Source organism: Streptomyces sp. NPDC098101 (assembly GCF_044760185.1).
Classification (GTDB): domain Bacteria; phylum Actinomycetota; class Actinomycetes; order Streptomycetales; family Streptomycetaceae; genus Streptomyces.
Window position 1 is genome coordinate 70,243 of the sequence record NZ_JBIWAS010000008.1, and the last position, 16,618, is coordinate 86,860.

Annotated in this window: 17 protein-coding genes; 4 read left to right on the top strand and 13 right to left on the bottom strand. The window is 73.2% G+C overall.

Features of this window, described 5'->3' with window-relative positions; translation table 11 throughout:
- The 7 genes from ACIQVI_RS29390 to ACIQVI_RS29420 all read right to left on the bottom strand — a co-directional run bounded on the left by ACIQVI_RS29390 (nt 1) and on the right by ACIQVI_RS29420 (nt 6,800).
- On the bottom strand, nt 1-399 hold the full coding sequence (locus tag ACIQVI_RS29390) for an OB-fold nucleic acid binding domain-containing protein (protein WP_015036728.1): 399 nt from the start codon (nt 397-399) through the stop codon (nt 1-3).
- A 58-nt stretch (nt 400-457) separates the two neighbouring features.
- On the bottom strand, nt 458-1,144 hold the full coding sequence (locus tag ACIQVI_RS29395) for a response regulator (RefSeq protein WP_351973931.1): 687 nt from the start codon (nt 1,142-1,144) through the stop codon (nt 458-460).
- A 111-nt stretch (nt 1,145-1,255) separates the two neighbouring features.
- Nucleotides 1,256-3,802 (bottom strand): DUF4118 domain-containing protein, encoded by a 2,547-nt coding sequence (locus tag ACIQVI_RS29400; protein WP_403601305.1) that lies wholly within the window; start codon nt 3,800-3,802, stop codon nt 1,256-1,258.
- 154 nt (nt 3,803-3,956) lie between these two features.
- A complete protein-coding gene (locus tag ACIQVI_RS29405; RefSeq protein WP_121830743.1) occupies nt 3,957-4,685 on the bottom strand; it encodes an ABC transporter ATP-binding protein in 729 nt (242 codons plus the stop codon).
- Nucleotides 4,686-4,943: 258 nt separating this feature from the next.
- Nucleotides 4,944-5,702, bottom strand: a complete 759-nt coding sequence (locus ACIQVI_RS29410; RefSeq protein WP_351972940.1) for a DUF3710 domain-containing protein — start codon at nt 5,700-5,702, stop codon at nt 4,944-4,946.
- 1 nt (nt 5,703) lies between these two features.
- Nucleotides 5,704-6,216 (bottom strand): dUTP diphosphatase, encoded by a 513-nt coding sequence (gene dut / locus ACIQVI_RS29415; protein WP_351972939.1) that lies wholly within the window; start codon nt 6,214-6,216, stop codon nt 5,704-5,706.
- Nucleotides 6,216-6,800 carry a PaaI family thioesterase gene (locus ACIQVI_RS29420; RefSeq protein ID WP_053650144.1) on the bottom strand — a complete coding sequence of 195 codons (585 nt, stop codon included), beginning with the start codon at nt 6,798-6,800 and terminating at the stop codon, nt 6,216-6,218. Before ACIQVI_RS29420 ends, dut begins: the two co-directional genes overlap by 1 nt.
- Nucleotides 6,801-6,858: 58 nt before the next feature.
- Between ACIQVI_RS29420 and ACIQVI_RS29425 the strand changes: the two genes are divergently transcribed.
- Nucleotides 6,859-7,371 carry a DUF3093 domain-containing protein gene (locus ACIQVI_RS29425; protein ID WP_351972938.1) on the top strand — a complete coding sequence of 171 codons (513 nt, stop codon included), beginning with the start codon at nt 6,859-6,861 and terminating at the stop codon, nt 7,369-7,371.
- A 47-nt stretch (nt 7,372-7,418) separates the two neighbouring features.
- Here ACIQVI_RS29425 and ACIQVI_RS29430 read toward each other — a convergent pair whose 3' ends face one another.
- The 4 genes from ACIQVI_RS29430 to ACIQVI_RS29445 all read right to left on the bottom strand — a co-directional run bounded on the left by ACIQVI_RS29430 (nt 7,419) and on the right by ACIQVI_RS29445 (nt 11,054).
- Nucleotides 7,419-8,453, bottom strand: coding sequence for a hypothetical protein (locus tag ACIQVI_RS29430; protein WP_403601311.1), 1,035 nt, complete (start codon nt 8,451-8,453; stop codon nt 7,419-7,421).
- A gap of 12 nt (nt 8,454-8,465) precedes the next feature.
- On the bottom strand, nt 8,466-8,762 hold the full coding sequence (locus ACIQVI_RS29435) for a DUF4193 domain-containing protein (RefSeq protein WP_003955561.1): 297 nt from the start codon (nt 8,760-8,762) through the stop codon (nt 8,466-8,468).
- 395 nt (nt 8,763-9,157) lie between these two features.
- Nucleotides 9,158-10,396 (bottom strand): ATP-binding protein, encoded by a 1,239-nt coding sequence (locus ACIQVI_RS29440; protein ID WP_351972936.1) that lies wholly within the window; start codon nt 10,394-10,396, stop codon nt 9,158-9,160.
- 4 nt (nt 10,397-10,400) lie between these two features.
- The gene (locus ACIQVI_RS29445; protein WP_189981238.1) at nt 10,401-11,054 is read right to left on the bottom strand and encodes a response regulator transcription factor; all 654 of its coding nucleotides are present in this window, start codon (nt 11,052-11,054) and stop codon (nt 10,401-10,403) included.
- A 350-nt stretch (nt 11,055-11,404) separates the two neighbouring features.
- On the opposite strand from ACIQVI_RS29445, the gene ACIQVI_RS29450 reads away from it, so the two are divergent.
- Nucleotides 11,405-11,578 carry a hypothetical protein gene (locus tag ACIQVI_RS29450; protein WP_163013842.1) on the top strand — a complete coding sequence of 58 codons (174 nt, stop codon included), beginning with the start codon at nt 11,405-11,407 and terminating at the stop codon, nt 11,576-11,578.
- A gap of 106 nt (nt 11,579-11,684) precedes the next feature.
- On the opposite strand, the gene ACIQVI_RS29455 is transcribed toward ACIQVI_RS29450, so the two are convergent.
- Nucleotides 11,685-12,494 carry an inositol monophosphatase family protein gene (locus ACIQVI_RS29455; RefSeq protein WP_351972935.1) on the bottom strand — a complete coding sequence of 270 codons (810 nt, stop codon included), beginning with the start codon at nt 12,492-12,494 and terminating at the stop codon, nt 11,685-11,687.
- 88 nt (nt 12,495-12,582) lie between these two features.
- Nucleotides 12,583-13,710 carry a ferrochelatase gene (locus ACIQVI_RS29460; RefSeq protein WP_351972934.1) on the bottom strand — a complete coding sequence of 376 codons (1,128 nt, stop codon included), beginning with the start codon at nt 13,708-13,710 and terminating at the stop codon, nt 12,583-12,585.
- Nucleotides 13,711-14,031: 321 nt separating this feature from the next.
- Here ACIQVI_RS29460 and ACIQVI_RS29465 point away from each other — a divergent pair, with 321 nt between their 5' ends.
- Complete coding sequence (locus ACIQVI_RS29465) at nt 14,032-15,297, top strand: MFS transporter (RefSeq protein ID WP_403601316.1); 1,266 nt, start codon at nt 14,032-14,034, stop codon at nt 15,295-15,297.
- Nucleotides 15,236-16,576, top strand: a complete 1,341-nt coding sequence (locus ACIQVI_RS29470) for a D-arabinono-1,4-lactone oxidase (RefSeq protein WP_403601319.1) — start codon at nt 15,236-15,238, stop codon at nt 16,574-16,576. Before ACIQVI_RS29465 ends, ACIQVI_RS29470 begins: the two co-directional genes overlap by 62 nt.
- Nucleotides 16,577-16,618 lie beyond the last annotated feature (42 nt).

Here is a 16,618-nt window from a genome sequence, read left to right on the forward strand (position 1 = left end):
CTACTCCTGTCCGAGCGGTCGGAGCTCGTATTTGGGGTTGAAGAGGACCCGCCGGCCGTGGCTCATGGAGATCCGGCCGGAGGCGATCAGCTTGCGGCCCGGCTCGATGCCCACGATGGAGCGGCGGCCGAGCCAGACGACGTCGAGCGGTGCCGTGCCGTCGAAGAGCTCGGCCTCGAGCGCGGGCACGCCCGCCCGGGGGCGCAGCGTGACCGTGCGCAAGGTACCAGTCACCTTGACTATCTGGCGGTCGGAGCAGTCGGAGATACGCGTGCACCCCGACGCCTCGGCGTCCTCCTGGAGCTCCTCCGACTCCAGGTCCTCCGGGGAGGAGGAGAGCCGGTCGAGCATCCGGCGGAATCTGCCGGCCGGCTTCTCTGTACGCGGTGCAGCACTCATACAGAAAGCGTACCGGCCGCCGCCGTCACGGGAGGCGGGCCCGGAGCGCCCCCTCCGTTCAGCGTTCGAAGCGGTACCCCATGCCCGGTTCGGTGACGAAGTGGCGCGGGTGGGACGGGTCGCGCTCCAGCTTGCGGCGGAGCTGTGCCATGTACACCCGGAGGTAGTTGGTCTCCGTGCCGTACGAGGGTCCCCAGACCTCCTGGAGGAGCTGCTTCTGGCCGACCAGGCGGCCGCCGTTGCGGACGAGGACCTCCAGGAGGTGCCACTCGGTGGGGGTGAGCCGGACGTCCCGGCCGTCGCGGTGGACCTTCTTCGCCGCCAGGTCGACGGTGAAGGCCTCGGCCTCGACGAGGGCGGCCCCGCCCTCGGGGACGCCGACCGGCTCGTTCCGGCGCACGGCGGCGCGCAGCCGGGCGAGCAGCTCGTCCATGCCGAAGGGCTTGGTGACGTAGTCGTCGGCGCCGGCGTCGAGGGCCTCGACCTTCTCGTCGGAGGTCTGCCGGGCGGAGAGGACCAGGATCGGGACCCGCGTCCAGCCGCGCAGGCCCTTGATGACCTCGACGCCGTCCATGTCGGGCAGGCCAAGGTCGAGGACGACGACGTCGGGGTGCCGGTCGGCGGCGAGGCGGAGGGCGGTGGCGCCGTCGGGGGCGGAGTCGACCTCGTACTTCCGCGCCTTGAGGTTGATCACCAGGGCGCGGACGATCTGCGGCTCGTCGTCGACCACGAGGACCCGGGTCATGGGGGAACGCCTTCCTTTTCGGCCGCCGTGCGGGCGGACGGGACGGTGGTACGGGTACGGGGAGGGGGCGCGGGTACGGGGAGGGGCGCGGGTACGGGGCGGGGGCGCGGTTCAGGTCACCGCGTGGGCCGGCAGGTCGGCGGCCGGGACCGGGGGCCCGCCCCGCGCGGCCCGCAGGGTGAGGACCATGGTGAGGCCGCCGCCCGGGGTGTCCTCGGCGCCGAGGGTTCCGCCCATCGCCTCGACGAAGCCGCGGGCCACCGCGAGGCCGAGGCCGACGCCGGAGCCGCGCGGGGCGTCGCCGAAGCGCTGGAAGGGCTCGAAGATGCCGTCCTTGGCCTCGTCGGGGACGCCGGGGCCGCGGTCCACGACCCGCAGCTCGACCCGGTCCCCCAGGGCGCTGGCGGCGACGGCGACGGGCACGCCCCCTGGGCTGTACTTCACGGCGTTCTCCACGATGTTGGCGACGGCCCGTTCCAGGAGGCCCTTGTCGACCTCGACCATGGGCAGCGTCTCGGGGATGTCGAGCTCGGCGCTGCCGTCCGGCACTCCCCCGAGGGCCATGGGGACGACCTCGTCGAGGTCGACGACCCGCATGAGGGGGGTGACGGTGCCGGTCCGCAGGCGGGACATGTCGAGGAGGTTGCCGACGAGGTGGTCGAGGCGGTCGGCCCCGGCCTCGATGCCCTCCAGGAGCTCGGCGCGGTCCTGCTCGGACCATTCGACGTCGTCGGAGCGGAGGGAGGAGACGGAGGCCTTGATGCTCGCGAGCGGGGTCCGCAGGTCGTGGCTGACGGCGGCGAGCAGGGAGGTGCGGATCTTGTTGCCCTCGGCCAGCTTCCGGGCCTCCTCGGCCTCGCCGACGAGCCGCTGCCGGTCGAGGACGACGGCCGCCTGGGCGGCGAAGGCGCCGAGCACCCGCCGGTCCTCGGCGGGCAGCACCCGGCCGGACAGGGCCAGCGCCAGGCGGTCCCCCACCGGCATGTCGGCGTCCGCCTCCTCGGGCCGGGCCGCCGGATGGGGGCCGACGCTCGCGACGGGCGTCCACGGCTCGACCTCGTCCTCGCGCTCCAGGAGGGCGACCGACTCCATGGAGAAGGTCTCGCGGACCCGTTCGAGGAGGGCGTCCAGGCTGGTCTCGCCGCGCAGGACGCTGCCCGCGAGGTAGGAGAGCACCTCGGACTCGGCGCGCAGCCGGGCGGCCTGGTGGGTGCGGCGGGCGGCCAGGTCGACCACCGAGGCGACCGACATGGCGACGCCGAGGAAGACGGCGAGGGCGACGATGTTCTTGGGGTCGGCGATGGTCAGCCGGTGGACGGGCGGGGTGAAGAACCAGTTGAGGAGGAGCGATCCGGCGGCGGCCGAGGCGAGCGCGGGCAGGAACCCGCCGAGCAGCGCGGCGGCCACCGTCAGGGCGAGGAAGAGCAGCATGTCGTTGGCGAGCCCGAGGTCGGCGTCGACATGGGTGAGGAGCAGGGCGAGGCAGGCGGGTCCGGCGACGCCGATCGTCCAGGCGGCGAGGATCCGGGAGCGGCCGAGGCGGGTGCCGCGCGCGACCGGCAGGCCGCGCCCCTTGGCGACCTCGCCGTGGGTGACGATGTGGACGTCCAGGTCGGGTCCGGAGTCGCGGGCGACGGTCTGGCCGACGCCGGGGCCGAAGACGTACTGCCAGGTCCGGCGGCGGCTGGAGCCGAGGACGATCTGGGTGGCGTTGACGCCGCGGGCGAATTCCAGGAGGGCGGTGGGGACGTCGTCGCCGATGACGTGGTGGAACGTCCCGCCGAGGTCCTCGACGAGGGTGCGCTGGACGGCCAGCTCCTTCGGGGAGGCCGCGGTGAGCCCGTCGCTGCGGGCGATGTAGACGGCGAGGACCTCGCCCCCGGCGCCCTTCTCGGCGAGACGGGTGGCCCGGCGTATGAGGGTGCGGCCCTCGGGTCCGCCGGTCAGGCCGACGACGATGCGCTCCCGGGCCTGCCAGGTGGAGCGGATGTTGTGCTCGCCCCGGTACTTGCGGAGGTACTCGTCGACCCGGTCGGCGGTCCAGAGCAGCGCCAGCTCGCGCAGGGCGGTGAGGTTGCCGGGGCGGAAGTAGTTGGAGAGGGCCGCGTCGACCTTGTCGGAGGTGTAGACGTTGCCGTGGGCCATCCGGCGCCGCAGCGCCTCCGGGCTCATGTCGACCAGTTCGATCTGGTCCGCCCGGCGCACGACCTCGTCGGGGACGGTCTCCCGCTGCCGCACGCCCGTGATCGCCTCGACCACGTCCCCGAGCGACTCCAGGTGCTGGATGTTGACGGTGGAGACGACGTCGATGCCGGCCGCGAGCAGTTCGGCGACGTCCTGCCACCGCTTGGGGTTGCGGGAGCCGGGCGCGTTGGTGTGGGCGAGCTCGTCGACGAGGGCGACGGCGGGCCGGCGGGCCAGGACCGCGTCGACGTCCATCTCGGTGAGGGCGGCCCCCCGGTGCTCCAGGGTGCGGCGCGGGACCTGCTCCAGGCCGCTCAGCACCGTCTGCGTGCGCGGCCGGCCGTGGTGCTCCACGAAGGCCACCACGCAGTCCGTGCCGCGCTCCACCCTGCGGTGGCCCTCGGAGAGCATCGCGTAGGTCTTGCCGACGCCCGGCGCAGCGCCGAGGTAGATGCGTAGCTTGCCGCGTCCCATGGCTCGACCATACGTCCAGCCGATCGGCTGTCCCGCACGCGGAGAACGGTCGCGGACGGTATTGACGTGATCCTGATGCCGGGCGCGCCGGGGCGTCCCGGGGCCCGTGCGGCGGATCGGGTCACGGCTCCGGCCATGATCCGCCGGACCGGCTCTAGGCCTCCAGGATCTCGCCGTCGCGCAGTTCCAGGACCCGGTCCGCCAGGCCCAGGAGCTGGGGGTCGTGGGTGGCGACCAGGGCCGTGCAGCCCTCGCCGCGGACCACGGCGCGCAGCAGCTGCATGACGGCGAGCCCGGTCTCCGCGTCCAGCTGGCCGGTCGGCTCGTCGGCTATGAGCAGGGCCGGCTTGTTGGCGAGGGCGCGGGCGATGGCGACGCGCTGCTGCTGGCCGCCGGAGAGCTCGCCGGGCCGCTGGGCCGCGTGGTCGGCGAGGCCCACCAGGCCGAGCAGCAGGGCCACCCGCTCCTCGCGCTCCTTCGGGTCCGCCTTGCGCAGCCGCAGGGGCACGCCCACGTTCTCCGCGGCGGAGAGGATCGGGAGGAGGCCGAAGGACTGGAAGATGAAGCCGATCCGGTCGCGGCGCAGCTCCAGGAGTCCGTCCTCGCCGAGCGTGGAGAGGTCGGTGCCGTCGATGACGATCCGGCCGCCGTCGGCGGTGTCGAGGCCGCCCACCAGGTTGAGCAGGGTCGTCTTGCCGGAGCCGGAGCGGCCCTTGAGCGCGACGAGCTCGCCGCGCGGGATGTCGAAGGAGACGCCGCGCAGGGCGTGGACCGCGGCCTCGCCCGTGCCGTACGAGCGGCGCAGGTCCTCGACGCGGACCATGGGCCCGCCCGCCGGGTCCTCGACGACGGCCGTGGCGGACCCCGTGCTGCTCTCGCTCACCCTGCGCTCCCCCTCTTCGAACGTGTGCGCTCGCCAGTATGGTCCGCGACGGTGCCCGAGGACCAGGGCCGGGGCTCCCACCTGTGGAAAACCGGGAGAACCGGCGGGGGGCGGCGGGAAAGCCGATGATCCGACGGGGGAAGCCGGAGACCGGCGGGAAAGCCAGGGCCTGCCGGAAAAGCCGATGGACCGTTTCCCGTACCTCTCGTACGGGAAACGGCCCACCGGACCTGTCCAAGGGCTTCCGGAGCCCGCGGGTCAGCGGATCTCGGAGATCTCCGGACCGCGCTGGAGCTGGCCCATGCCGCCGGAGAAGCGGGAGTTCTCCTGCTCCTCCTGCTGGACGCCGTCCGGCACCATCTGCGCGTCGTTCGGCAGCTTGAGGACGATCGGGTCGCGCGGGGCCATCGGGCCGTCACCGCGGACGACCACGGTGTCGCGGACGATCTGCTCCAGGAGCCCGGCCGCCTCGGGCTGGACCGCGCCCTGCCCGGAGATCACTCCGCGCAGGAACCAGCGGGGCCCGTCGACGCCCACGAAGCGCACGAGCTGCACGCCCCGGTTGCCGTCCGGCAGCTGCACGGGGACCTGCGCGCGCAGCTCCCAGCCCAGCGGCCCCTCGACCTCGTCGATGACACCGCCCTGCTCGACGATGCCCGTGGCGATCTCGTCGCGGACCTCGCCCCAGATGCCCTCGTTCTTGGGGGCGGCGAAGGCCTGGAGCTGCACGGCGCTGTCGCGCAGCACTACGGTGGCCGCGACGATCGCGTCGCCCGCCACCTCGACCCGCAGCTCCATTCCCTCGACGCCGGGTACGAAGACCCCGCCGAGGTCCACGCGGCCCTCGTCGGGCTTGGTGACCTCGGAGATGTCCCAGGGCCCGTCGGGCCGGGGCGCGGGCGGGAGGTTCACCCGACGCGGCTCGGCCGCGTCCTCGTCCTCCACCGCGTCGACGACCTGCTCGGCCTCGCCCGCCGCGTCCTCGGCGGCACCGCTCTTCTTGCGACGTCCGAACACGTCACTGTCCTTCCCGGTCGGATACGGCCGAAGCGTATCGATTCCCACCCGTTGTGCCGTCCACGGCGGCATGACCGCCGGTGGACCCGAAGCCCCCCTCGGCCCGCGCCGAACCGGGAAGTTCCGCCACCTCGTGGAAGCGGACCTTCTCGACCTGCTGGACGACGAGTTGGGCAATCCGGTCGAATCGCTCGAACCGCACGCTCTCGCGCGGGTCGAGATTGACCACGATCACCTTGATCTCTCCACGGTACCCGGCATCCACCGTCCCCGGGGCATTCACGAGCGCCACTCCGCAGCGGGCCGCGAGGCCGGAGCGCGGATGCACGAAGGCGGCGTACCCGTCGGGGAGGGCCAGGGAGACTCCGGTGGGCAGCACGGCGCGCTCGCCAGGGGCCAGTACGGCGGCCTCCGTGGTCACGAGGTCGGCACCGGCGTCGCCGGGGTGTCCGTAGGCCGGGACGGGGACCTCGGGGTCCACGCGGCGGATCAGTACGTCGACGGGGTTGCGCATCAGGGGTTCACCTCGAAGGCGCGGGCGCGCCTGACCTGGTCGGGGTCGGACATGGCCGCCCGGATCTCCTCCGGGCGCCCGTTGTCGATGAAGTGGTCGACCTTGACCTCGATGAAGAGGGCGTCGGCGCGGACGGCGACGGGGCCCTCGGGCCCGCCGATCCGGCCGACGGCGGTCGAGTAGAGCTTGCGGCCGTGCACGGCGGTGACGGCGGCTTCCAGGTGGAGCACGGTGCCGACCGGCACGGGCCGGAGGAAGTCGGTCTCCAGGCGTCCGGTCACGGCGATGACCCGCAGCAGCCAGTTGAGGGAGCCGAGGGTCTCGTCGAGCGCGGTGGCGAGGACGCCGCCGTGCGCGAGGCCGGGGGCGCCCTGGTGGTCGGAGGTCACCGTGAACTCGGCGGTGACGGTCACGCCCTCGCCCGCCCGCGCCTCCAGGTGGAGGCCGTGGGGCTGCCCGCCGCCGCACCCGAAACAGTGCCCGTAGTGCGAGCCGAGCAGCTCGCCGGGGGCCGGCGCGTCGGGGTGGCGTACCGGCGCTATGGCGTCGGCGGGCGGGGTGAGGGCGGCAGATGTTGCAGTCACAGGCGCAGACCTTACCCGCGCGGGCGGACGCGGGTCGCGCCGTGCCAAGCTTGGACTCATGCAGCCTTCCGTACCGTCCCCGGCCCCCTCCCCCGAGTCCTCCGCCTCCCCCGCGGCGCCGCGCTTCGACGAGCGGCTGACGGCGCCCGGTTCCTGGTGGGCGATCGCGGGTCTGCTCGGCCTGTCCGGCGGTCTGATCATGTTCCCGTTCGGGACGGTCCCGATGCTGGGCGGTCTGATCGTGGCGGCGGTGCTCGCCGGTGCCGCGGTCTCTTCGTACGGCTCCGCCCGCGTCCGGGTGGTGGCCGGTTCGCTGGTGGCGGGCGACGCGCGGATCCCGGTCTCCGCCCTGGGGGCGGTCGAGGTGCTCGACGCGGAGGAGGCGCGCGCCTGGCGCACGCACAAGGCGGATCCGCGCGCCTTCATGCTGATGCGCAGCTATGTGCCGCGGGCGGTGCGGATCGAGATCACGGACCCGGCGGACCCGACTCCGTACGTGTACCTGTCGAGCCGCGAGCCGGAGGCGCTGGCGGCGGCGGTCGACGCCGTGCGGACCGGCGCGGGGGACTGACGGCGGGCGACCGGGGCCAGGAACGGCCCCGGGTCCGGCGGACGCGGCTAGAAGCCCAGTTCCGGCGGGTTCTCGGGCCGCTCCAGCGGGGGCAGCTCCGGGAGGGCGTCCCAGGGGATCTGGCGGTCGCGCAGGTCCTTGCGGATGCGCGAGGCGAGCTTCTTGGTGTCGCGGCGGTTCATGACCGCGCCGACGGCGGCTCCCACCATGAACGGCATGAGGTTCGGCAGGTTGCGCACCATGCGCTTCATGATCTGCTGGCGCAGTTCGCGCTTGAGCTGTCCGCCGAGCGCCGCGTTGACGGTGGTGGGCTTGGTGGGGTCGATGCCCCGCTCCTCGGCCCAGGAGGTCAGATAGGCCGCCGAGCGCTGGGTGAGCCGGCCGGGGGGACGCAGCCCGTACACCTCGTGCAGTTCGGCGATGAGCTTGAGCTCCACGGCGGCGACGCCGGTGATCTCGGCGGCCAGCTCGGCCGGCATGGCCGGGGGCACGGGGAGCATGGCGGCGGCGCCGATGCCGGCGCCCACGGTCGAGGAGGCGTTCGCCGCGCCGGTGACGAGCTTGTCGGCGATCTCCTCGGGGCCGAGCCCGGGGAAGTGTTTGCGCAGGGTCGCCAGGTCGCGGACGGGGATCCGCGGGGCGAGGTCGATCAGCCGGTCGGCCAGGTAGCCGATGCCGGCCCTGGCGCCGTCTCCGCCGCGCTTCACGCCGTGCGCGACGCCGCGCCGGACGGCGTCGATCCGGTCGGAGTCGATCTTCATCTTGTCGAGCCGGCCCCGTGCGGGGTCGGCGAGCCGTTTGACGGCGTCGAGGCGCCCGGCCCGTCGTGCTTCGACGGGCGGCCCGTCGTCCTGCCCCGTGCCCCGCTCGGCGGGGAGGGGTGCCTCCGGTCCGGCGGCCGCTTCGAGCGAGGCCGGTAGGCCCCGCTCGTCGTCACGTGCGCCGAGGGAGGGCAGGGAGGCGGCGGGCTCGGCGTCAGGGGCCTCCTGGGCGCCCTCTGCCGGGCCTTGTCCGCCCTTGTCCGTCCGCGAGCTCCCGGGGAGCCGCAGACGCCGCTTCCGGGACGGTGTGTCGCCTGCCACGGTCGAGCGTTCTCAGTCGCAGTCGCGGCAGATGGGCTGACCGTTCTTCTCCCGGGCCAGCTGGCTCCGGTGGTGCACGAGGAAGCAGCTCATGCAGGTGAACTCGTCGGCCTGCTTGGGCAGGACCCGGACGGCCAGCTCCTCGTTCGAGAGGTCGGCGCCGGGAAGCTCCAGGCCTTCGGCGGCCTCGAACTCGTCGACGTCGACGGTCGAGGTCGACTTGTCGTTCCGGCGGGCCTTCAGTTCTTCAAGGCTGTCCGAGTCGACGTCGTCGTCGGTCTTGCGTGGGGTGTCGTAATCCGTTGCCATGTCGCTCTCCCCCTCTGGGTGGTTGCGGTGTCTCCAGCGCACGTAACGCGTGAGAGGTCGGACTTGTGCCCGACCTGAGGCGGAGATTTTGCCTCACATCAAGGTCTGTTACTCAATCGACACCCGTCGCGCCCTCTCACGAGTGATCGGCTTCGGGTGGCGAACCGGACCGTACACGGTCCGGCGGGCGTCCCTCGCAGGCGCCACCCCGTGTACTTCCCGTCATTCGGGGTCCCGAAAACCCGGACTTTTCCTGGTTTTCGGAGGGATTTCCCGGTCACGGAGAGTGGATGCCCGCGCACCCCTTCCTGTGATCGATCACACATGAGCGTCTCAGGAGTGGGGCCGTGGAATTCCGCGCAAAGCGAACGGAACCGGTCGGCTCGTGCAGTGTGTCAGATCGGCAGAGTGACGCGCATCACGAGACCGCCGCCCTCGCGGGGCTCCGCGATGATACGGCCGCCGTGGGCGCGGGCCACGGACCGGGCGATCGACAGGCCGAGGCCGACCCCCTTGTCGCTGCCGGTCCGCTCCTGCCGGAGCCGCCGGAACGGCTCGAAGAGGTTGTCGATCTCATACGCGGGGACCACGGGTCCCGTGTTCGAGACGACGAGGACCGCCAGGCCGTGCTCGGTCCCGGTGGTGACCTCCACCCAGCCGCCCTCCGGCACGTTGTACCGCACGGCGTTCTGGAGCAGGTTCAGGGCGATCCGTTCGAGCAGGACGCCGTTGCCCTGGACGACGGCCGGGGCGCGCTCGCCGCGGATCTCGACGCCCCTGGCCTCGGCCTCGGCGTGCACCTGGTCGACGCCCCGCTCGGCCACCTCGGCGAGGTCGACGGGTTTGCGCTCGATGATCTGGTTGTCGCTCCGGGCGAGCAGCAGCAGGCCCTCGACGAGCTGCTCGCTGCGCTCGTTGGTGGCGAGCAGGGTCTTGCCGAGCTGCTGGAGCTCCACGGGCGCCCCGGGGTCCGAGAGGTGCACCTCCAGGAGGGTGCGGTTGATCGCGAGCGGGGTCCGCAGCTCGTGCGAGGCGTTCGCGACGAACCGCTGCTGGGCGGTGAAGGCCCGCTCCAGGCGCTCCAGCATCTCGTCGAAGGTGTCGGCGAGCTCCTTGAGCTCGTCGTCCGGGCCGTCCAGCTCGATCCGCCGGGACAGGTCCGAGCCGGCCACCTGGCGGGCGGTGCGGGTGATCCGGCCGAGCGGGGAGAGCACCCGTCCCGCCATGGCGTAGCCGAAGGCGAAGGCGATGATGCTCAGGCCCAGCAGGGCGAAGAGCGAGCGGCGCAGCAGGTCGTCCAGGGCCAGGTCGCTCTGGTGCCGGAGGCAGACCGACACCGCGTCGTTGAACTGCTCGACGGTGCCGGTGTTGGGCAGGTTGCACCAGGAGGTGGTGGCCTGGACCTCGCCCTTGACGATCTTGAAGGGCAGCTGGGCCGCGCTGTCGCTGAGGGCCTGCGCGGTGAAGAGGTAGATGATCGAGAGCAGCAGGATGCCCGCGATCAGGAACATCCCGCCGTACAGCAGGGTGAGCCGTATCCGGATGGTCGGGCGCAGGAGCGGGCGGACGGGGTCCCTGGGGTCCCAGGTGGGCTTGGGAGGCGCCTGGGGGTGGGGCGCGGGGGTCGTGGCCATGGGCTCAGATCCGATAGCCGGAGCCGGGCACGGTGACGATGACGGGGGGCTCCCCGAGCTTGCGGCGCAGGGTCATGACGGTGACGCGCACCACGTTGGTGAACGGGTCGGTGTTCTCGTCCCAGGCCTTCTCCAGGAGCTGCTCGGCCGAGACGACGGCGCCCTCGCTGCGCATGAGGACCTCCAGGACGGCGAACTCCTTCGGCGCGAGCTGGACCTCGCGGCCGTCGCGGAAGACCTCGCGGCGGTTCGGGTCGAGCCTGATGCCGGCGCGCTCCAGGACGGGCGGGAGGGGCACGGACGTGCGGCGGCCGAGGGCCCGCACGCGCGCGGTGAGCTCGGTGAAGGCGAAGGGCTTGGGGAGGTAGTCGTCCGCGCCCAGTTCGAGGCCCTCCACCCGGTCGCTGACGTCGCCGGAGGCGGTGAGCATCAGGACGCGGGTGGGCATCCCCAGCTCCACGATCCGGCGGCAGACGTCGTCGCCGTGCACGAGGGGGAGGTCGCGGTCGAGGACGACGACGTCGTAGTCGTTGACCCCCACCCGCTCCAGGGCCGCCGCGCCGTCGTACACGACGTCGACGGCCATGGCCTCCCGGCGCAGTCCGGTGGCCACCGCATCGGCGAGCAGCTGCTCGTCCTCGACGACGAGTACGCGCACGTCGTACATCCTTCCCTCTGACCGCGACCCGGGGGCGGGACCGGCCGGTACCTGAGCTGACTGTGGGTGTCCATCCTGCCCCGTACGCGCGTAAACCGGCTGTAAGGCGGCGGTGCGGGACCGGGGCCGGGCGGGGCCCCGGCCGGGGGCACCGAGAATTCACCTGATTCGCGGGCCAGTTGAGGTTTCTCCCGGGAAGGGGCTGGGGAGGACGACTGCACACCCCGCGATCACGCCCTGTATGTGGCGCGCCACCCGACGCTCTCTGTCCCCCAGAGACCGCAGCGCGTGATCCGACCCGACCCTCGGCACACCCCCGTGCCACCGGACCCACGACGAGGGGGCGCACGATGGACGCTTTCACCGCCGGCCTGCTGCACCGCATCAGGACCACGCAGACGGACCTCACGCGGGCGCGTGAGACGGGAGACGACTACCTGGTGGAGGTGGAGCAGGCCGAGCTGGAGGACCTGCACCGCCTGGCCGCCGAGCACGGCGTGGAGGTGGCCGTGCCGGGCGCCTGACCGCCCCGCCGCTCCGACCGGTGGAGCCGTACACCCGCGCAGGGCCCCGGTGCCGTCCCGGCACCGGGGCCCTCGTCCGTCCGCTCCCGGGCCGCCGGGACCGGGGTCAGTCGTGCCAGGCCCCCAGCTCCTCCAGGAGCTCCTGGAGGGGCGCGAAGAGGCCCGGGGAGGCCGCGAGGGTCAGGTCGCCGGACTCCGGCTCGCCGGGGCGGCCGCCGGTCAGGGCGCCCGCCTCGCGGGCGATCAGCGCGCCCGCCGCGAGGTCCCAGGGGTTGAGGCCGCGCTCGTAGTAGGCGTCGAGGCGGCCCGCGGCGACGTCGCAGAGGTCGATGGCGGCCGAGCCGCCGCGCCGGATGTCGCGGACGCGCGGGATCACCCGCCGGGCGACGTCGGCCTGGTGGGCGCGCCGGGTCTGGACGTAGGCGAAGCCGGTGCCGAGCAGGGCCTGGTCGAGCGGGGGCGAGGGGCGGACGGCGAGCCGCCGGTCCCCCGCGTACGCGCCGCGGCCGAGGACCGCGTGGTACGTCTCGCCGCGCAGCGGTGCCTCGACCACGCCGACGACGGTCTCGCCGTCCCGTTCGGCGGCGATCGAGACGCCCCAGGTGGGCAGGCCGTACAGGTAGTTCACGGTGCCGTCGAGCGGGTCGATGACCCAGCGGACGCCGCTCGTGCCGGGGGTGGCGGCGCCCTCCTCGCCGAGGAGGCCGTCCTGTGGGCGGTGCTCGGCGAGGAAGCCGGTGATCAGCTTCTCGGCGGCGATGTCCATCTCGGTGACCACGTCGATGGGGCTCGTCTTGGTCTTCGCCACGGTCAGGTCGTCGGGCCGGCCGTCGCGCAGCAGCGCTCCGGCCCGGCGCGCGGCCTCCAGGGCGAGCTCGTGCAGCTCGGTGAGCAGGGGGTCGGGAACCTCGGTCATGGGATCTCCTTGCGCGTACGGGCGTACGGGCGTACGAACGGGGTCACGGGCTTCACGTGCGCGTACGGCTTCGCTCGCGCCGGGGCCCTCACGCGTACGGGCTGTCGGCGCCGGCCGCCGCGGGCCGCTCCGTCCGCGCCGGACAGCAGCCGATCGGGCACAGGTCGTGGGAGGGTCCGAGCGCGCCCAGGGCGCACCGTTCCACCCGGATCCCGCGCTCCCCGGCGGCCCGCTCCAGGACGAGGTCGCGGACGGCGGCGGCGAAACGCGGGTCGGAGCCGACGGTGGCCGAGCGGCGGACGGGCAGGCCGAGCTCGGCCGCCTTGGCCGTGGCCTCGGTGTCGAGGTCGTACAGGACCTCCATGTGGTCGGAGACGAAGCCGATCGGGACCATGACGGCGGCGGGTGCCCCGGCGCCGTGCAGCTCCTCCAGGTGGTCGCAGATGTCGGGCTCCAGCCACGGGATGTGGGGGGCGCCGCTGCGGGACTGGTAGACGAGCTTCCAGGGGTGGTCGGTGCCGGTCCGCTCGCGCACGGCGTCGGCGATCGTCCGCGCCACGTCGAGGTGCTGGCGCACGTAGGCCCCGCCCTCGCCGTGCTCGCGGGCCGGTCCCGAGGTGTCGGCGGCGGAGTCGGGGATGGAGTGGGTGGTGAAGGCGAGGTGGGCGCCGTCCCGTACGGCGGGGTCGAGGTCGGCGAGGGAGGCCAGGACGCCCTCGACCATGGGCTCGACGAAGCCGGGGTGGTTGAAGTAGTGCCGGAGCTTGTCGACGCGGGGCAGCGGGAGGCCCTCCGCCTCCAGGGTCGCGAGCGCGTCGGCGAGGTTCTCGCGGTACTGGCGGCAGCCGGAGTAGGAGGCGTACGCGCTGGTGGCGAGGACGGCGACGTGGCGCCGGCCGTCGGTGATCATCTCCCGGAGGGTGTCGGTGAGGTACGGCGCCCAGTTCCGGTTGCCCCAGTAGACCGGGAGGCCGAGTCCGGCCTCCGCGAAGTCCGTCCGCAGCGCGTCGAGGAGCGCGCGGTTCTGGTCGTTGATCGGGGAGACGCCGCCGAAGAGGAAGTAGTGCTGTCCCACCTCCTTGAGCCGTTCCTTCGGGATGCCGCGGCCGCGCGTCACGTTCTCCAGGAACGGGACCACGTCGTCCGGGCCCTCGGGGCCGCCGAAGGAGAGCAGCAGCAGGGCGTCGTACGGGGCGGGATCGTGCTGATCGGACATGGCACCGATCCTCCCACCCGGCCACGACGCCGAGGGGCTCGGCCCGTCGGAAAGGACGGGGACGACGGGGTCGCGGGGCGTCGGGAGGGGCGGGGGCGGCGGGGTCGCGGGTCGTCGGGAGAAGCGGGGGCGGCGAGGGCTCGGCCCGCCGGGAGGGGCGTGCCGGTCGTCGGTGTCGGTCGTCCGAAAAGGGGGATGACCCATTCAGTTCAAAGCCGTAGGCTTTAGCTATTAACTACACGTGCCCGGCGGTCGCGCAGGGGCACGTGCCGAGTCGTCGCGCGGAGCCAGCTCCGGAGCACGGACATTCCGGAGAGCCCCTTGCCCAGTCCCTACCGCGCGATCTTCGCGGCACCCGGAGCCGCGTCGTTCTCCGTCGCCGGCTTCTTCGGCCGGATGCCCCTGTCCATGATGGGCATCGGCATCGTCACCATGATCTCGCAGGTCACCGGCCGGTACGGCCTGGCCGGCGCGCTCTCGGCGACGCTCGCGATGTCCGCCGCCGTCCTCGGTCCGCTGGTCTCGCGCCTGGTCGACCGGCACGGGCAGCGCCGGGTGCTCCGGCCGGTGACGCTGGTGTCGCTCGCCGCGGGCGCCGGGCTCCTGCTCTGCGTGCAGCAGGGGGCTCCGGACTGGACGCTCTTCGTGTTCACCGCCGTGATCGGCTGCGTGCCGAGCGTCGGCGCGATGATCCGGGCCCGCTGGGCGGAGATCTACCGGGGCGAGGGCCGGAGCCTGCACACGGCGTACTCCTGGGAGTCGATCGTCGACGAGGTGTGCTTCATCTTCGGCCCGATCATCTCCATCGGCCTGTCGACGACCTGGTTCCCCGAGGCCGGTCCGCTGCTCGCCGGGGTGTTCCTCGCGATCGGCGTCTTCTGGCTGACCGCGCAGCGCTCCACGGAGCCCCGGCCGCACCCCCGGCGGAACGGCGAGCGGGACGCCTCCCTGCTCCGCTCCCCCGGACTGCGGGTCCTGATCCTCGCCTTCGTCGCCACCGGCGCCGTCTTCGGCTCGGTGGACGTGGTGACCGTGGCCTTCGCCGAGGAGCGGGGCCACAAGGCCGCCGCCAGCCTCGTCCTGGCCGTGTACGCGCTGGGCTCCTGTCTGGCCGGAGCCGTCTTCGGACTGCTCCACCTCAAGGGCGAGCCGTCCCGCAGGTGGCTGCTGGGCGTCTGCGCGATGGCCGTGAGTATGATCCCCCTCCTACTGGCCGGGAACCTTCCGTTGCTGGCCGTGGCGCTCTTCGTCGCGGGCCTGTCCATCGCACCTACGATGGTGACCACGATGGCCCTCGTCGAAGCGCACGTACCGCGCACCAAGCTGACCGAGGGCATGACCTGGACGGGTACGGGTCTCGCGATCGGCGTGGCGCTCGGCTCCTCCGCCGCGGGCTGGGTGGTCGACGCGTCGGGAGCGGAAGCGGGGTACGTGGTGCCCGTCGTCTCGGGCGCGGTCGCGGTCGCGGTGGGTCTCCTCGGACACCGCCGGCTGCGCAGGCCGGCGCCGAACCGGGAGGGGCAGCGTGAGCGGGACGACGACAGCGGAGTCGGGGAGCAGCGGGACGGCGAGCGGTCCGTGGCGTAACTGGGCGGGGAACGTCACCTCGCGCCCGGCCCGCGAGGTGAGCCCGGCCTCGGCCGAGGAGCTCGCCGAGGCGGTGCGCCGGGCGGCCGAGGACGGGCTGCGGGTGAAGACGGTCGGCACCGGCCACTCCTTCACCCCGATCGCGGCCACCGACGGCGTGCTGATCCGGCCGGGCCTGCTGACCGGGATCCGGCGGATCGACCGCGAGGCGATGACCGTGACGGTCGAGTCCGGCACCTCGCTGAAGCGGCTCAACGTGGCACTGGCCCGGGAGGGCCTGTCGCTCACGAACATGGGCGACATCATGGAGCAGACCGTCGCCGGGGCCGTCTCCACCGGCACGCACGGCACGGGCCGCGACTCGGCGTCGATAGCGGCCCAGATCCGCGCCCTCGAACTGGTGACGGCCGACGGGCAGCTGCTGACCTGTTCGGAGAAGGAGAATCCGGAGGTCTTCGCGGCCGCCCGGATCGGGCTCGGCGCCCTCGGCGTGGTCACCGCGATCACCTTCGCGGTGGAGCCGGTCTTCCTGCTCACCGCGCGCGAGGAGCCGATGACCTTCGACCGGGTCACCTCGGAGTTCGACGCGCTGCACGCGGAGAACGAGCACTTCGAGTTCTACTGGTTCCCCCACACGGACAACTGCAACACCAAGCGCAACAACCGCAGCGCGGGCCCCGCCGCTCCCCCCGGGCGGATCAGCGGCTGGGTGGAGGACGAGCTCCTCTCGAACGGGGTCTTCCAGCTCGCCTGCTCGCTCGGCAAGGCGGTGCCGCCGGTCGTCCCCGCGCTCGCCAAGGTCTCCAGCCGGGCCCTGTCGGCCCGTACGTACACCGACATCCCGTACAAGGTCTTCACCTCGCCGCGCCGGGTGCGCTTCGTCGAGATGGAGTACGCGCTGCCGCGCGAGGCGGCGGTCGCCGCGCTGCAGGAGGTCAAGGCGATGGTCGAGCGGTCGCCGCTCAAGGTGAGCTTCCCGGTGGAGGTGCGCACGGCCCCGGCGGACGACATCGCGCTGTCCACGGCCTCGGGCCGGGAGACCGCCTACATCGCCGTCCACCTCTACAGGGGAACGCCCCACCGGGCGTACTTCACGGCGGTGGAGCGCATCATGACGGCGCACGGGGGCCGCCCCCACTGGGGCAAGCTGCACACCCGCGACGCCGCCTACTTCTCCGAGGTCTATCCGCGCTTCGCCGAGTTCACGGCGCTGCGCGACCGGCTCGACCCGGACCGGCTCTTCGCCAACGACCACCTGCGGCGGATCCTCGGCGACTGACGGGTCCGTCCACGAGAACGGACCGGCTCACGAGAGCGGACC